Consider the following 16,634-nt stretch of genomic DNA (forward strand, 5'->3'; position numbering starts at 1 on the left):
TTGCGACGATGCTTGGGCGGCACTCACTTGGCCGGCGTGCCGGCTTGTCCACCGGCATCGGCGGCCCGTGCCACCACCTCGATGGGCTGGCGGCCGGCGATGCGGTCACGGAAGAAGGCCTGCACCTGCTCGGCCGTCACGGCCTCGAGGTTGGTCGTCTCGCCCTGCATCATGGCCTTCATGCGCGGCTCGATGAGTATGCGCTGCAGCCAATAGCCCCAGTGGCCGTTGTGCTCGGGCGCCTTGCGGCTTTGCTCGACCATGGGCTGCTTGGCGCGCTGCAGTTCGTCGGCGCTGACCGGCTCTGCGGCCAGGGCCTTGAGTTGAGCCTGCAGCACTTCGCGGAAGGCGTCGAACTTCGCCGGCGGCGTCTCGAGCTCGGCGCTGAAACGGCCTTGGCCGGCCACGTCCAGGCTGCCGCCGCCGCTGGCGCGCGGCGAGTAGGTCATGCCCAGCTTCTCGCGCACGATGTCGACCAGCCGCGTCTGCAGCAGCGTCGCCGCCACGCGACCTGTGTTGGACAGCGCCACGTCGGCCCACTGGTCGGGCATGGGCCAATGCCAGCCCAGCAGGGCCTGGTCGGCACGCCCCTTGTGCAGCGCGACGTTCGGCGCACCGCCATCGGCCGGCGGCGTGGCCTTGAGCGGCACCGCAGGCAAGCGCGGGAGCGCCGGCCCTGCGCCGAAGGTGGCCTGCACGGCGGCGATGGCCGCCTCCTCGCTCACGTCACCAATCACCACCACGTCGGCCGCGCCGGCGAATGCTGGGCGCAGGATGGCCGCGGCGTCGTCGGCCTTGGCCGCCAGCAGTTCGGCCGCCGTGGGAACGCCGCCCAGCCGCGGCTCGCCGTTGTTCATCACCTTGGACAGCTCGCGGCCATAGACGATGCCGGGGAGCGTCTCGAACTGGTTGGCCATCATCGGCGCCACGCCGGCCAGCTTCTCGCCCATCTCGGGGCGGAAGCCGGGATCGCGCACGAAGGCAGCCAGCAGTTGCAGCTGGGGCTTGAGGTCGGCGGGCCGGGTGTCGCCCACCAGCAGGATGCGCCGGCTGTCCAGTTGCAGATTCAGGCCGGCCAGCACGCCGCTGGCCTGCTGCCACTGCGCCACCTCGCCCAGCGAGAGCTTGCCGGTGCCGCCCAGCGGGAACATGTTCAAGGTCCAGGTTGCCGACACCTGCTCGGGCTTGAGGCCGGCCATGCCCTGGCCCAGCAGGACCTGCACGATGACCTTGTCCTTCTCCTGCGCCGTGGGCTTGATGACCAGGCGCGTGCCGTTGGCGAAGGCCAGCGTGGTGCTGCCCAGCTCGGCATCGGTCGTCTTGCCGACGATGGCGCTGGGCGTGCCGAAGTCGGCGTAGGGCCAGGTCACCGCCGTGGGCGCGGCCTGGGCCTGCAAGGGCTTGGCCAGGCTTTGGGCCAGTTGGGCCGACAGCGCCGGCACACCGGCCGCGCCGGCCTTGGCGCTGCGGAAGATGAGCGGCTGGCCGCCGAAGTCACGGCGCAGCACGGCGGTCAGTTCCTCGGGCTTGACGGACGCCAGCATCGGTTCCCCCTCGGCCAAGCCTTGCTCGGCGCTCTGGTAGACGCCCCCGTAGTGGGCGTTCATGACCAGCATGTCGGCGATGGCCGCGCTCTGGCGCGTGGGGGCCTGGGCCACCATGGCCTGCATGGAGCTGCGGATCAGCGGCAGCAGGCGCGCCAGGTCGGCCGGCTGCACGCCCTGAGCCTGCAGCTGGCGCAGCTCGGTGGTGGCCGCGTCCAGCGCCTCGGCCCATTTCTCGGGCGGCGCCATCACGTTGAGCTGGGCCTGGCCCGTCACGTTGTAGAGGCGCGGCAGCCTCATGCCGAAGGCGCCGAGGAAGGGGCTGCCCGGCTTGAGGGCCCGATCCGCCAGGCGCAGGTTGAGCACGCCGGCCGCCAGTTGCTGCACCAGCACGTCGCGACCGACGGCCAGGGTCGGCGGGCGCATGTCGGGCGGCGTCGGCCAGGTCAACGAGAGCTTGTCCGGCGCGCCATCGGCGATGAACTCGGCCGCGGCCGCCGTCGGCTTGGGGGCGCCCAGGTCCAGCGCATCCCGCTTGCCCGCCGGCTTCCAGTCGGCGAAGCGCTCGCGGATCTGCTTCTCCACCGCGTCGACGTCGATGTTGCCGACGACGATCAGCGTGGCGTTGTCGGGCCGGTAGTTGGCCTGGTAGTAGCGGCGCAGCTTCTCGGCCGTGGCGGCCTGGACGGTGTCGATGCGGCCGATGGGCAGGCGCCGGGCCACGCGGGTGCCGGCCAGCGTCAGCGCCTGCTCGGCGATGAAGGCACGCATGCCGGGCACGTCGCGGGTGCGCTCCTCGGACAGCACGACGCCCTTCTCCTGCTCGATCAGCTCGGCGTCCAGCTTCAGGTGCTCGCCGATCTCGCGGAACAGCATCAGGCCGGTGTCCAGCGCCGCGGCGTCGGCCTTGGGGAAATTGAAGTGGTAGACGGTCTGGTCGAAATCGGTGAAGGCGTTGGTGTCCGCACCGAAGCTCAGGCCCAGGCGCTGCAGCATGTGCACGACCTCGCCGTCGGCCACCTTGGCGCTGCCGCGAAAGGCCATGTGCTCCAGGAAGTGGGCCAGGCCCTGCTCCCCGTCGCGCTCCTGCAGTGAGCCCGCGCCGATGCGCATGCGCATCGCGACCCCGTCCTTGGGCGTTTCGTTGTGCTGCAGCGCGTAGCGCAGGCCGTTGGGCAGGCGGCCGAAGCGCACGGCGGGGTCGGGTGCGCGCTGGACCAGTTCATGGCCCCAGGCGGGCGATGCGGCGGCGGCGGCCGGCGTTTCGGCGCGGGCAGGCGGCGTCAGGGCCAGGCCGCCGCCCAGCACGAGAGCAACCGCCAGCGGTGGCGCGCAGGGCGGACGGGGCGTGCGACGAAAGTCGCTGAAAAGGCAGAGCGAGGGGCATGCGCAAGGGTCAAAGAGCCGGGGTTGCGGGCCATCGGAGAGCCGCGCGGTCACCCAGCGAAAGGTGGTGGGTCACCAGCGCCGTTGCCGGGACCACGAATGAAGAGAGCGGCCCGTCGTCTGCGGGCTTGGCGGCATGGCGCGTCGCGATTGTTCCGGCCCAGCCCTCTTTTTTTGGTAAGACCAATTATCAAAAGAAGCCCCAAATCTAGGGATAGGGAGGCACCCTTGGGGTAAATATTCCCGGAATAGGTCAAACCAATCACTTGAGGCCGGCGCCTGCGGATGCCGTCGCATCGCCGCGACAGCGGCTCAGCGCCCGCTCGTGCGCCACCGTTAGCATCGCGCCCGCCTTTGAAAGGCATACCGAGCGCGGGCCGATGGACCCGCGCCACAACGATGAAACGAGGGAGATTTCTCATGATGAAGAAGCACGCAATCGTCCTGGCCGCGCTGATCGGCGCCGCCTCCGCCCAGGCGCAGGTCTATGGCACCGTCGCCGGCGGCGCGACGCACCTTGGCATGGACTGCACGGGCGCCACGTCCTGCGACACCAGCGGCACCGGCGTCAAGCTGGTCGGCGGCTACGAGTTCGGCAATGGCTTCAGCCTGGAAGCCGGCTACATCGGCTTCGGCAAGTTCCGCGCTGCGGACGGCACCGTGGGTCTGACCGTCAAGCCCACTGCCATCACGCTGGGCGGCGCATTCGCGCTGCCGCTGGGCAGCGACTGGGGCGTGAACGTGCGCCTGGGCGTCGCGCAGGTGAAGACCAAGGCGAGCGCCACCGTCGGCGCGCTGAGCGGCTCGGACTCCGAGAGCAAGGCCAAGGTCTATGCCGGCGTGGGCGTGACCTACGCGATCAGCAAGACCGTCAAGTTCGAGCTGGGCGTCGACTCGACCCAGGCCGAGTTCGCCGGTGAAAAGGGCACGCTGCGCCTGATCTCGCTGGGCGCGACCTTCGCCTTCTAATCGGCTTCGAGCCGCATCCAAGGGCCGCCGCGTGCGGCCCTTGTCGTTCCTACACTGGCGCCATGGACTACGCAGCACTGATCAAGGAAATGGGCCGTGGCGCCCGCGGCGCGCGCGACCTGCCGCGCGAGCAGGCGCAAGCCCTGTTCGGCGCCATGCTGGACGGCCAGGTGCCCGACATGGAGCTGGGCGCGATGCTGATCGCGCTGCGCGTGAAGGGCGAAAGCGCCGACGAGGTTGCCGGCTTCCTGGCCGCGATGGGCGCCCGCACGGCCGCCATGCAGGCCCCCGCAGGCCCGCGCACCGTGCTCCTGCCCAGCTTCAACGGCGCGCGCAAGCAAGCCAACCTGATGCCGCTGGTGGCGCTGCTGCTGGCCCGCGAGGGCGTGCCGGTGCTGGTCTTCGGCCGGCATGACTTCGACAGCCGGCACAGCCCTTTCGAGCTGCTCGACGCGCTGGGCCTGCCGCAGAGCGCCACGCTTGCCGACGCCGAACGGCGCCTGGCGGTTGAGCGGCTGGCCGTCCTGCCTTTGCAAACGCTGAACCCAGGCTTGAACAGTTTGATGGCCTTGCGCCCGCGCCTGGGCGTGCGCAACAGCTCGCACAGCCTGGCCAAGCTGCTCGACCCCTTCCCCGCCGGCCGCGCCGTGCGCGTCGTCGCCGTGACGCACCCGGAGTACCTGGACAGCATGGCGGCGGCCTTGCCCGGCCTGACGGCGGGCGGTGGCCGGGCATTGCTGATGCGCGCCAGCGAGGGTGAGGCCTACGCCCACCTGCGCCGCAAGGCCCATTTGATCGGCTTCCAGGACGGCGCGGCGGCACCGCTGCATGCGCCGGACACGACCGACCTGGACTGGCCGCTGTCGCCCGCCTGCGCGCCGGCGGAGAACGCGGCACTGATCCGCGCCATGCTGGCCGGCACTGAGACGGTGCCACCACGCGTTGCCGAGCAGGTCGCCGTGTTGAAGTTGCTCGCCACAAACTGAAGTTGCTTATTCAGCTTGGGCATATGGCCCCAAGAATTAAATAGTTCTGCCGCGCTGCAACATTCCCTAGAGTCGCGCCCTCAATGAAAGTCCGCGACCTCGACCTCAGCTACAGCCCCGTCAACGCCGAGCACGCCCAGCTCGGCCTGCCGCCCCTGGAAAACGCCGTCACGCATGCCGGCGACCCGGGCCACCCGGTGCTGCGCGTGGCGATGTGGTCCGTCGTCGGGCTGCTGATGGCCTTGTCCATCGCCCTGGCGTCGCGACTGTTCAGCCAGCCGGCCGGTCACACCAGCGGCTTCCAGCTGATCGGGGCCGCGGTGGCCAGCCACGAGTTCTGGGCCGCCGTGGTGGTCGGCCTGCTGGCGCAGACCGTGGACGGCGCCCTCGGCATGGCCTACGGCATCACCAGCACGTCCTTCCTGATGGCCACCGGCAGCAGCCCGGTGGTGGCGAGCGCCTCGGTGCACATCGCCGAGGTGTTCACCACCGGCGTCTCGGGCATCGCGCATCTCAAGCTCGGCAACGTCGACCGCAAGCTGTTCACACGGCTGCTGGTGCCCGGCATGCTGGGCGCCTGCACCGGCGCGTGGGTGCTGTCCAGCATCGACGGCAAAGCCATCAAGCCCTTCATCTCCGCCTATCTTCTGTTGATGGGCCTGTACGTCATCAGCAAGATCTTCCGCAAGATCAAGCCGCGCGGTGGCGAGCCCCGTCATGTCGCCAAGCTGGGCCTGTTCGGCGGCTTCGTCGACGCCGTCGGCGGCGGTGGCTGGGGCCCGATCGTCACAACCACGCTGGTCGGGACCGGCAACGACCCGCGCACCACCATCGGCTCGGTCAATCTGGCCGAATTCTTCCTGACCTTCATCAGTGCCGGCGTGTTCGCGCTGCTGGTGGGCGATCAAAGCCCCTGGACCACCGTCGCCGGCCTGGTGCTGGGCGGCCTGTTCGCTGCCCCGATCGCCGCGCTGCTGACCAAGCGCCTGCACACCAAGGCCCTGCTGGCATTGGTGGGAACGACCATCGTCCTTGTCAGCGCCTTCAACATCTACCGTTCCCTGGCGTGATCTCCTGAACCTATGTATCAGTACACCGACTTCGACCGCCGCTTCGTCCACGCCCGCGCTGCGCAGTACCGCGACCAGCTCGAACGCCACCTCGCCGGCACGCTCGGCACCGACGAGTTCCGCGCGCTGCGGCTGCAAAACGGCTGGTACATCCAGCGCCATGCGCCCATGCTGCGCGTGGCCGTGCCCTATGGCGAGCTGTCCACGCGCCAGCTGCGCCAGCTGGCCCGCATCGCCCGCGAGTACGACGTGGTGCAGGACGGCCCCTTCAAGGGCCAGGGCGGCTACGGCCACTTCACGACGCGCCAGAACCTGCAATACAACTGGATCCCGCTCGACCGGAGCGCCGAGGTGATGGAGCTGCTGGCCGAGGTCGACATGCACGGCATCCAGACCAGCGGCAACTGCATCCGCAACATCACCAGCGACGCCTTCGTGGGCATCGCGCCGGACGAGATCGTCGACGCCCGCCCCTACTGCGAGATCCTGCGCCAGTGGAGCACGCTGCACCCCGAGTTCGCCCACCTGCCGCGCAAGTTCAAGATCGCCGTCTCCGGCGCCGCCGAGGACCGCGCGGCCATCGGCTGGCATGACATCGGCCTGCAGCTGAAGAAGAACGCGGCCGGCGAGGTCGGCTTCCAGGTCTTCGTCGGCGGCGGCATGGGCCGCACGCCCATCCCGGGCGTGGAGATCAACGCCTTCGTGCCCTGGCAGCAGATCCTCGTCTACATCGAGGCCATCGTGCGCTGCTACAACCTGGCCGGCCGGCGCGACAACCTCTACAAGGCGCGCATCAAGATCCTCGTCAAGGCCGAAGGCCAAAAGTTCTTCGACGCCGTCAACGCCGAGTTCGCCCGCATCCTGGCCGACGACACCGGCGGCCACGAGCACATCATTCCGCAGGCCGAACTGGACCGCGTGGCTGCCTGCTTCGTGGACCCGGTCGCCGTCGTCCCGACGGCCGAGCCCACGCTCGACACCAGCGACCCCGCCTTCGCACGCTGGCTGCAGCGCAACGTGCACGGCCATCGCGTGGCTGGCTACCGCGCCGTCACGCTGAGCCTCAAGCGCGTCGGCATCCCACCGGGCGACACCTCGGCCGACGTGATGGACACCGCCGCCGCGCTGGCCGACCAGTTCAGCCACGGCGAGCTGCGCGTCACGCACCGCCAGAACCTCGTGCTGCCCTGGGTCAAGGCCGCGGACCTGCCCGAGCTGTTCCAGGCCGCGCGCGCCGCCGGCTTCGCGACACCCAACGCCGGCCTGCTGACCGACCAGATCGCCTGCCCCGGCGGCGACTACTGCGCGCTGGCCAACGCCCGCTCGCTGCCACTGGCCGCCGAGATCGCCGAGCGCTACCAGGACCAGGACGAGCTCGAAGACCTCGGTGAGATCGACCTGCACATCAGCGGCTGCATCAACAGCTGCGGCCACCACCACAGCGGCCACATCGGCATCCTGGGCGTCGACAAGGACGGCACCGAGTGGTACCAGCTGACGCTGGGCGGCGGCGACGGCACCCAGCTGGCCGGCGGCACCGTGGCCGGCAAGGTCATCGGCCCGAGCTTCGCGGCCGATGAGATCGCCGACGCGATCGACGCCGTCATCGACACCTTCAAGCGCGAGCGCCTGGCCGGCGAGCACTTCATCGACGCGGTGAAGCGCCTGGGGCTCGATCCGTTCAAGACCGCCGCGAATGCCGTTCGCGTCTCGACCGCGAAGGCCTGATTCGATATGAAGTTCATCAACGCCACCACCTGCGCCTGGAAGCACGCCGTCGGCGAAGACGGCCCCAAGCCCGATCCCGATCCGGCGCCCAACCGCCTGCTCACGCTGGAGCAATGGCATGCCGTGAAGGACCACTGGCCGCACGACGTCAAGGTCGCGATCGAGTTCCCTAACGACCGCGACATCAACGAGCTGGCGCCGGACCTGCACCGCATCGCCCTGGTCGTGCTCGAGTTCCCGAAGTGGACCGACGGCCGCGCCTACAGCCAGGCCCACATCCTGCGCAGCCGCCACAAGTTCAAGGGCGCCATCCGCGCGCGCGGCGAGGTGCTTGTCGACATGATGCAGCTGCTGGCCCGCACCGGCTTCGATGAAGTCATCCTGCGCGGCGACCAGAACCCTGCGTTCGCGCAGAAGGCGCTGGATCTCTTCGCGCCGGTCGGCTTCTACCAGGGCGACGTCAGCGAGACGCGGCCTTGGTTCCTGAGGACCGCGGCATGAGCGAAGTCAGCAGCCTTCCCTGGGCCGCCGCGCCTGCGGCAGGCAATGCCATCGGTCTCTACGCCAAGTGGACGCCCACGCTCGACGCCAAGATCGCTGCCGCCTTGCAGCGCCTGACCGACGCCAGCATCGAGCATGGCGACGGCCTGGTGCAGAGCAGCAGCCTGGGCGTGGAAGACATGGTCATCACCGACCTGATCGCCCGCACGCAGCTGCCCATCGCCATCTCGACGCTGGACACCGGCAAGCTGCACCCCGAGACGCTGGCGCTGCTGCCGCGCATCCAGGAGCGCTACGGGCGCACGGTCGACGTCTTCAAGCCGGTGGCCGACGCCGTCATCCAGTTCGTCCGCAAGGAGGGCGACGACGCGATGTACAAGAGCATCGAGCTGCGCAAGGCCTGCTGCGGCATCCGCAAGATGGAGCCGCTGGGCCGCATGCTGAAGGGCCGTTCGGCCTGGATTACCGGCCTGCGCCGGGAGCAGAGCGGCGCACGCGGCGACGTGGCCTTCGATGAAGACGACGGCAACGGCCGCCGCAAGATCAGCCCCATCGCCGACTGGACCTGGGCCGAGGTCTGGGCCTATGTCGACAAATACGACGTCCCCTACAACCCACTGCATGACCAGTTCATGCCCAGCATCGGCTGCGCGCCGTGCACCCGGGCGATTGCCGTCGGCGAGGACTTCCGCGCCGGGCGCTGGTGGTGGGAGGACTCCACGAAAGAGTGCGGACTGCACGCCAAATCATGAACGCCGCTGTGAAACCCGAACAACTCATCGCCGACGTCGACCATGCGCACCTGGATGCGCTGGAAGAAGAAGCCATCTTCATCCTGCGCGAGGTCGCGGCCAGCTTCGAGCGCCCCGCCCTGCTCTTCTCCGGCGGCAAGGACAGCTGCGTGGTGCTGCGCCTGGCCGAGAAAGCCTTCAAGATGAAGAATGCCGCTCACCCGAGCGGTTATTCCGGCAGCCTACCCTTCCCGCTGGTGCATATCGACACGGGCCACAACTTCCCCGAGGTCATCACCTTCCGTGACCAGCGCGTGGCCGACATGGGCGAACGCCTGATCGTCGGCCATCTGGAAGACAGCATGGCCCGCGGCACCATCCGCCTCGCCCACCCGCTGGAAAGCCGCAACGGCCACCAGACGGTGACGCTGCTGGAAACCATCGAAGAGCACAAGTTCGACTGCCTGATCGGTGGCGCCCGCCGCGACGAGGAGAAGGCGCGCGCCAAGGAGCGCATCTTCAGCCACCGGGATTCCTTCGGCCAATGGCAGCCCAAAGAGCAGCGCCCCGAGCTGTGGACGCTGTTCAACACGCGCATCCGCCCGGGCGAGCACTTCCGCTGCTTCCCGATCAGCAACTGGACCGAGCTGGACGTGTGGCTCTACATCGCCCGCGAGAACATCCCGCTGCCGCAGATGTACTTCGCGCACCAACGCCAGGTCATCCGCCGCAAGGGCCTGCTGGTGCCGCTGACCGACGTGACGCCGCCCGAGCCGGGCGAGACCGTCGAGACGGCGCAGGTGCGTTTCCGCACCGTGGGCGACATGACCTGCACCTGCCCGGTCGAGAGCCCCGCCGCCAACGCGAGCGAGGTCGTGGCCGAGACGCTGACCGTGACGGTGAGCGAGCGCGGCGCCACGCGCATGGACGACCGCACCAGTGAAGCTTCCATGGAGAAGCGCAAGAAAGAGGGCTACTTCTGATGAAGGCTTTGCGATTCCTGACGGCCGGGTCCGTCGATGACGGCAAGAGCACGCTGATCGGCCGCCTGCTGTTCGACGGCCAGGCCATCCTCGCGGACCAGCTCGACACGCTGGAGCGCCGCGCCGCCGGCCGCCCCATCGACCTGAGCCTGCTGACCGACGGCCTGGAGGCCGAACGCGAGCAGGGCATCACCATCGACGTGGCCTACCGCTACTTCGCCACCAAGACGCGCAAGTTCATCATTGCCGATGCCCCCGGCCATGAGCAGTACACGCGCAACATGGTCACAGCCGCGGCCGGCAGCGACGCCGCCGTCGTGCTGGTGGACATCACCAAGCTGGACCTCACGCAGGACGAGGTCGTGCTGCTGCCGCAGACGCGCCGCCACTCGCTGCTGGCGCAGCTGCTGCGCGTGCCCAGCATCGTGTTCGCGATCAACAAGATCGACGCGCTGGACGACCCCGGCGCCGGCTTCGCCAAGGTCAAGGCCGCGCTGGACAAGTTCGCCGCCGCCGCGGGCCTCAACGTCGAGGCCACCGTGCCGGTCAGTGCGCTGCGCGGCGACAACGTCACGCAGCCGCTGGACGCGCCCTGGTGGAACGGCGAGTCCCTGCTGCAGGTGCTGGAGCGCCTGCCCACGCTGAGCGAGCGCGCCGACGCGCCGCTGTCTCTGCCGGTGCAATACGTGCAGAAGGACGCCTACCAGTCCGCAGGCACCGGCTTCCAGCCGCGCGTGCTGTGGGGCCGCATCGCCCACGGCGCGGTGAAGGCGGGCGACACCATCGAGGTGCTGCCCTCCAGGCAGACCGCCGTCGTCGCCGAAGTGCGCCTGGCCGGCGAGACCGTCCACAGCGCCGAAGCCGGCGACTCCGCCGGCCTGGTGCTCGACCGCCAGCTCGACGTCAGCCGTGGCGACTGGATCGTGACGCCCGGCAGCGCCGCGGTCACCAAGAACTTTTCGGCGACGCTCGCCTGGCTGGACACCGAAGCCGCCAAGCCCGGCCGCAAGTACTGGGTGCGCCACGGCAACCGCTGGGTGCAGGCGCGCATCTCGGCCATCGACTCGGTGCTGGACATCAACACGCTGATGCCGCAGGACGCGCACGAGCTCCCCGTCAACGCCATCGGCCGCGTGCAGATGGAGGTGCAGCACGAGTTGCCCGTCGAGCCCTTCGCGGACAACCGCGTCGGCGGCGCGCTGATCGTCGTCGACCCCGCCAGCCACCGCACCAGCGGCGCGCTGCTGGTGGACGCGCAGCCGGCTGCCACGGAAGAGGCCTGGTAATGCACGGCCGTGTGATCTTCGTCAGCGCCGGCCCAGGCGCCGCTGACCTGATCACGCTGCGTGGCGCTCGCGCGCTGGCCAAGGCCGACATCGTGCTGGCCGATGCGCTGGCCGATCCGGCCCTGCAAGACCTGGCCCCGCAGGCCCGCTGGACCTACGTCGGCAAGCGCGGCTTCGAGCATTCGGCCAAGCAGGCCGAGATCAACGCAATGCTCGTCCAGGCGGCGCGGCAGCACGCCGTCGTCGTGCGCTTGAAGGGCGGCGACGCCAGCGTCTTCGGCCGCCTGGAAGAAGAACTGCAGGCACTGGCCGCAGCCGGCATCGCCAGCGAAGTCATCCCCGGCGTCACGGCGGCTTCGGCGGCGGCCGCGCAAACCCAACGCCCGCTGACCCGGCGCGGCCGCGGCCGCAACGTCAGCCTCACCACCGCCATGACGGCCGACGGCGAGCTGCGCGCCGCCCGCTCTGCCGACACCGAAGTCTTCTACATGGCGGGCCGCCAGCTCGCCACGCTGGCCCCGCAATTGCTGGCCTGCGGCTGGGCGCCGGACACGCCGGCACTCGTCGTCAGCCGCGCCGGTTGTGCCGACGCGCTGAGCAGCGAACACGCGCTGGCCGACCTCGCCGATGCAGCGCCACTGCATGGTGGTCGGCCGGCCGTTCTCATCGTCGGCACGGGCGCCTTGCCGGCCTCCAATAAAATCATCGTTTCGCCCGAACAGGCGCCCCTTACTTCTCAGAGCCGCTCATGACCCACGTCGTCACCGAAGCCTGCATCCGCTGCAAATACACCGACTGCGTCGACGTCTGCCCGGTCGATTGCTTCCGCGAAGGCCCGAACTTCCTCACCATCGACCCCGATGAGTGCATCGACTGCGCGGTCTGCATCCCCGAATGCCCGGTCAACGCCATCCTGCCGGAGGAGGACGTGCCCGGGGATCAGATCCACATGATCAAGATCAATGCGGATCTGGCCAAGTCCTGGCCCAGTATCACCAAGCGCAAGCCCGCCCTGCCCGACGCCGAGGAGTGGAAGGACAAGACGGGCAAGCTGCCCGAACTGATCCGCTGAACCCGGCCGGCACGCACCGGCGTTGCCCATGCAAGCACAAGCACTGAACCACCCCGCTGACGCCATCGAAACCGACGCCGTCATCGTCGGCGCCGGCCCGGTCGGCCTGTTCCAGGTCTTCGAGCTGGGCTTGCTGGAGATCAAGGCCCACATCATCGACAGCCTGGCCTACCCCGGTGGCCAGTGCATCGAGCTCTATCCCGACAAGCCCATCTACGACATCCCGGCCGTGCCCGTGTGCACCGGCAAGGAGCTGACCGACAACCTGCTCAAGCAGATCGAGCCGTTCGGCGCGACCTTTCACCTGGGCCAGGAAGTGACGCTCGTCGAGAAGCAGGACGATGGCCGCTTCCGCATCGAGACCAGCAAGGGCACGCGGCTCCTAGCCAAGACCGTCTTCGTCGCCGGTGGAGTCGGCAGCTTCCAACCGCGCACGCTGAAGGTCGAGGGCGTCGAGAAGTACGAAGGCACGCAGGTCCACTACCGCGTCAAGAGCCCCAACCAGTTCGCCGGCAAGAACCTGCTCATCATCGGCGGCGGCGACTCGGCGCTGGACTGGGCACTGAACTTCTGCGCCGCCCACGCCGACAGCAACCCGCACAAGGCCGAGAGCGTCATCCTCGTGCACCGCCGCGACGGCTTCCGCGCGGCGCCGGCCAGCGTGGCCAAGCTCAAGGAACTCTGCGACGCGCAGGAGATGCAGTTCATCGTCGGCCAGGCCACCGGCATCGACGAGCGCGACGGCCAGCTGACCGGCCTCAAGATCACCGGCAACGACGGCATCACACGCATCGTGCCCTGCGACCAGGTGCTGGCCTTCTTCGGCCTGTCCCCTAAGCTCGGCCCCATCGCCGACTGGGGCCTGGCGCTGGAGCGCAAGCAGATCGTCGTCGACACCGAGAAGTTCGAGACCAGCGTGCCGGGCATCTTCGCCATCGGCGACGTGAACACCTACCCGGGCAAGAAGAAGCTCATCCTCAGCGGCTTCCACGAGGCCGCGCTGGCCGCGTTCGGCGCCGCGCCGTATGTGTTCCCGGACAAGCGCGTGCACCTGCAGTACACGACCACCAGCCCCAAGCTGCACAAGGTGCTGGGCGTGGAGTCGCCGGTCTTCGACTGAATCCGCTTCGTCGCAACGGCAGCCCGAGGCGTCTTTCTCTGTGCCTGTTCGAAATCGCTGAGCGCAAAGGCTCTAACTGATCTTTTGCGCGGAGAATGCCCCAACGGTTAGGGGCCAAGTCGATGGGCAAATGCAACACGGTCGACACAGGATGCGACCAGACTTCCGGCGGTACTCAACACACAGGAAGTTCCAACATGAAGGTTTTGCAGATGCTTGGGGCGTCTTGCCTCGTCGTGATTTCGATGTGCGCGAACGCCACCTCCCCCGCGTACCCAATCATCTTCGAGGGCTGGGAAGATTTCGATGATCCCTCGGCACCGTCGTCCTATGAACTGGTCAGCAACCCAGAAGCAGACCTGGCCGGACAGTTCTACGGCAGCGTTGGCGGGCCTGGCGATGCCAGCGACACGATCCGCTTTCACTGGGAATCCTGGCCGGGCGCAAGCTTGTTTGCTGCAGACCTACGTGCGGCGACTCCCAATCCAGGACCAGGTGTCAAGCTGCAACTCTTCGACGTTCAAACCGGCGGCAGCATACTGTCCGTCGACGTCACTTATCAGGGGGCGGTGCATATCCCCTCGATTGCGTTCCCCTATGGTCACGAGTACCGCATGACCCTCACGCGTCTCGGCACCTCTGAAGTCGCTACGCCGTATTCGGTGAGCTTCCAGTTGGCGCCGGTACCCGAACCGGACTCCGCCCTTTTGCTGGCAACCGGAGTGAGTGCGCTTGTTCTTCGCAACGTTGCGCGCCGCCGGCCGCGCGGCTAGGCTGGTCAAACCTCGTACGGCAACGGTCGTCAGTCCTTAGAATGGCTGCGCCGCCGTCGCGTACTTGACGGCGGTATTCGCTAGGGGTGTTGCGCCTGCTTCGGCAAGGCGCGACTGAGACAGTCCCTTTGAACCTGATTGAGGTAATCCTCGCGCAGGGAAGCAGCCGACCAGCAGGCCCCTTGTCCTCCCGTCTCCCAAGGGCCGCCGCGTTCTCGTTTGCCGACCTGCCATCGCTTCGCATCCCGATGGCAAAACTCTCTCTTTCTTTCGTCGCAGCCGCCACGGCGCTGCTCGCCGCCCAGCTCGCCGCCGCCCAGTCCCTGCCCCAGGTCAGCGTGACCGGCAAGGCCACCGAGGCCGTGCCAAGCCTGTCCGGCTTCAACGAGCCGCCGGCCAAGTTGCCGATGCAGGCGCTGAGCCTGTCCGCCGAACGGCTGGACGACCTGGGCATCGGCCAGCTCTCCGGCATCACCAAGCTCGACGCCTCCATCTCCGACGCCTACAACGCCGTCGGCTACTGGTCGCAGCTCAAGATCCGCGGCTTCGACCTGGACGGCCGCTTCAACCTGCGCCGCGACGGCCTGCCCATCAGCGGCGAGACGGCGCTGTCGCTGGTCAACAAGGCCGGCATCGAGGTGCTCAAGGGCAGCTCCGGCATGCAGGCCGGCACCAGCTCGCCGGCCGGCCTCGTCAACTTCGTCGTCAAGCGGCCGCTGGCCGAGGACGCCACCGCCTTCGTGCTGGGCGCCGTCGAAAGCGGCACCGTGCAAGCCGGCGTGGACCACTCGCAGCGCCTGGGCGCCAACCGTGAGTTCGGCCTGCGTGTGAACCTGGCCGTCGCACGCCTGGACCCGCAGTTGCGCGACAGCAAGGGTCGCAGCCACACGGCTGCGCTGGCCACCGACTGGCGCGTCAGCCCCGACACCCTCGTCGAAGCCGAGATCGAGTTCAACCGCCAGAGCCAGCCCAGCCAGCAAGGCTTCAGCCTGCTGGGCGACCGGCTGCCCGATGCGAAGAACGTCGACCCCAAGCTCAACCTGAACAACCAGCCCTGGAGCCTGCCCGTCGTCTTCGACAACACGCACGCCTCGCTGCGCGTGCAGCACAAGCTCGGCGGCGACTGGCGCGCCCAGGCGGCGCTGGGCATCCAGCGCCTGCGCACCGACGACCGCCTCGCCTATGCCTTCGGCTGCACCGCCGCCGATGGCGAGACCTACTACGCCGACCGTTTCTGCCCCGATGGCACCTACGACCGCTGGGACTTCCGCAGCGAGAACGAGCACCGCGACACGACGGCGCTGGATGTCTCCGCCAGCGGCCCCGTGCAGCTCGCCGGCCTGCGCCACGACGTCACCGTCGGCGGCCTGAGCAGCAAGTTCAAGAGCCGCTTCCAGCGCCAGGCCTACAACTGGTCCGGCACCGGCAACGTCGACGGCAGCGCCGTCACGCCCGCGGCGCCCGAGCTGACCGACGAGAACACCAACCGCGACGAGCGCAGCAACGAGCTCTACCTGCGCGACCGCGTCGCGTTGGGCGCGGACACCAGCGTGTGGCTGGGCCTGCGCCAAACTCGCCTGCACCGCGAAAGCGTGCGCACCGATGGCTCGCGCGCGACCGACTACTCGCAAAGCGTCACCACGCCCTGGATCGCCGTCAGCCACGCCATCGCCAGCGACTGGCTGGTCTACGCCAGCTGGGGCCAGGGCATCGAAAGCGAGGTCGCGCCCAACCGCCCACGCTTCATGAACCGCGGCCAGGCTCTGCCCGCGCTGAAGAGCCGCCAGACCGAGATCGGCGTGAAAACAGGCACCCAGCGCGTCGAAGGCTCGCTGACCGTCTTCGACATCCACCGCCCCGCATGGCGCGACGTCATCCAGCCCGGCTTCACGGGATGCAGCGACGGCGACAGCTGCGAGCGCCGCGCCGACGGCTTCAGCCGCCACCGCGGCGTCGAAGCCAGCGCCGACCTGAAGTGGAGCGGTGGCGGCCTGTTCGCTAGCGCCATGCGCCTGCAGGCGCGCCGCTACGCCAGCACCGAAGCCAGCATCAACGGCCTGCGCCCGCCGAACGTGCCGGAGACGACCCTCAACCTCCACCTGCGCCAGGACTTGCTGCCCGGCCTGCAGGCGCAGTTCGGCGTGCAACACGAAGGCCGCCGCTTTGCGACGCTCGACAACAGCATCGCCGTGCCCGCCTGGACGGTGGCCGACGCCGGCCTGCGCTACACGCAAGGCGTGGGCAACCAGACCTGGGTCTGGCGCGCCGCCGTGGACAACCTCACCAACCGCCGCGCCTGGCGCGAGTCGCCCTGGCAGTTCGACCACAGCTACCTCTACCCGCTTGCGCCGAGAACTTTGCGCGCGAGTCTCGAGGTGCGCCTGTGAGCGCCGCCAAAAACAGGCTATAGTCACGGGCTCTGTTCCTCGATAGCTCAGTCGGTAGAGCGCCGGACTGTTAATCCGTAGGTCCCTGGTTCGAGCCC

The 16,634-nt window shown here is 68.7% G+C and carries 14 protein-coding genes and 1 riboswitch; of the genes, 13 read left to right on the top strand and 1 reads right to left on the bottom strand.

All coding sequences use genetic code 11. The annotated features are described in order from the left end of the window. Positions 1-23: 23 nt before the first annotated feature. Positions 24-2,852, bottom strand: coding sequence for a pitrilysin family protein (locus ASD35_RS04480; protein ID WP_056873696.1), 2,829 nt, complete (start codon positions 2,850-2,852; stop codon positions 24-26). Positions 2,853-3,350: 498 nt separating this feature from the next. On the opposite strand from ASD35_RS04480, the gene ASD35_RS04485 reads away from it, so the two are divergent. From ASD35_RS04485 to ASD35_RS04545, 13 genes are all read left to right on the top strand, one after another. Next, positions 3,351-3,899, top strand: a complete 549-nt coding sequence (locus ASD35_RS04485; RefSeq protein ID WP_056873697.1) for an outer membrane beta-barrel protein — start codon at positions 3,351-3,353, stop codon at positions 3,897-3,899. Between the two features lie 62 nt (positions 3,900-3,961). After that, positions 3,962-4,885, top strand: a complete 924-nt coding sequence (ybiB, locus tag ASD35_RS04490) for a DNA-binding protein YbiB (protein WP_056873698.1) — start codon at positions 3,962-3,964, stop codon at positions 4,883-4,885. Between the two features lie 83 nt (positions 4,886-4,968). Continuing rightward, on the top strand, positions 4,969-5,955 hold the full coding sequence (locus ASD35_RS04495; RefSeq protein ID WP_056873699.1) for a sulfite exporter TauE/SafE family protein: 987 nt from the start codon (positions 4,969-4,971) through the stop codon (positions 5,953-5,955). Between the two features lie 12 nt (positions 5,956-5,967). After that, positions 5,968-7,683: a nitrite/sulfite reductase gene (locus ASD35_RS04500; protein ID WP_056873700.1), complete on the top strand. Its 1,716-nt coding sequence runs from the start codon at positions 5,968-5,970 to the stop codon at positions 7,681-7,683. A gap of 6 nt (positions 7,684-7,689) precedes the next feature. After that, positions 7,690-8,184 (top strand): DUF934 domain-containing protein, encoded by a 495-nt coding sequence (locus tag ASD35_RS04505; protein ID WP_056873701.1) that lies wholly within the window; start codon positions 7,690-7,692, stop codon positions 8,182-8,184. After that, positions 8,181-8,936 carry a phosphoadenylyl-sulfate reductase gene (locus ASD35_RS04510; RefSeq protein ID WP_056873702.1) on the top strand — a complete coding sequence of 252 codons (756 nt, stop codon included), beginning with the start codon at positions 8,181-8,183 and terminating at the stop codon, positions 8,934-8,936. The genes ASD35_RS04505 and ASD35_RS04510 overlap by 4 nt, the downstream gene beginning before the upstream one ends. After that, on the top strand, positions 8,933-9,898 hold the full coding sequence (gene cysD / locus ASD35_RS04515) for a sulfate adenylyltransferase subunit CysD (RefSeq protein ID WP_056873703.1): 966 nt from the start codon (positions 8,933-8,935) through the stop codon (positions 9,896-9,898). Before ASD35_RS04510 ends, cysD begins: the two co-directional genes overlap by 4 nt. Further along, complete coding sequence (locus ASD35_RS04520) at positions 9,898-11,184, top strand: sulfate adenylyltransferase subunit 1 (RefSeq protein WP_056873704.1); 1,287 nt, start codon at positions 9,898-9,900, stop codon at positions 11,182-11,184. Before cysD ends, ASD35_RS04520 begins: the two co-directional genes overlap by 1 nt. Further along, the gene (cobA, locus tag ASD35_RS04525) at positions 11,184-11,936 is read left to right on the top strand and encodes a uroporphyrinogen-III C-methyltransferase (protein WP_056873705.1); all 753 of its coding nucleotides are present in this window, start codon (positions 11,184-11,186) and stop codon (positions 11,934-11,936) included. The genes ASD35_RS04520 and cobA overlap by 1 nt, the downstream gene beginning before the upstream one ends. Beyond that, complete coding sequence (gene fdxA / locus ASD35_RS04530) at positions 11,933-12,256, top strand: ferredoxin FdxA (protein ID WP_056873706.1); 324 nt, start codon at positions 11,933-11,935, stop codon at positions 12,254-12,256. Before cobA ends, fdxA begins: the two co-directional genes overlap by 4 nt. 28 nt (positions 12,257-12,284) lie before the next feature. Next, a complete protein-coding gene (locus ASD35_RS04535; protein WP_056873707.1) occupies positions 12,285-13,376 on the top strand; it encodes an NAD(P)/FAD-dependent oxidoreductase in 1,092 nt (363 codons plus the stop codon). 197 nt (positions 13,377-13,573) lie between these two features. Continuing rightward, entirely contained in the window at positions 13,574-14,149 is a 576-nt protein-coding gene (locus ASD35_RS04540) for a hypothetical protein (protein WP_056873708.1), read from the top strand. A gap of 72 nt (positions 14,150-14,221) precedes the next feature. Beyond that, a riboswitch (TPP riboswitch) is annotated at positions 14,222-14,327 on the top strand. A 70-nt stretch (positions 14,328-14,397) separates the two neighbouring features. Further along, a complete protein-coding gene (locus tag ASD35_RS04545; RefSeq protein ID WP_056873709.1) occupies positions 14,398-16,536 on the top strand; it encodes a TonB-dependent siderophore receptor in 2,139 nt (712 codons plus the stop codon). Positions 16,537-16,634 lie beyond the last annotated feature (98 nt).

Origin of the sequence: Pelomonas sp. Root1444, assembly GCF_001426885.1 — a bacterium.
Classification (GTDB): Bacteria; Pseudomonadota; Gammaproteobacteria; order Burkholderiales; family Burkholderiaceae_C; genus Pelomonas.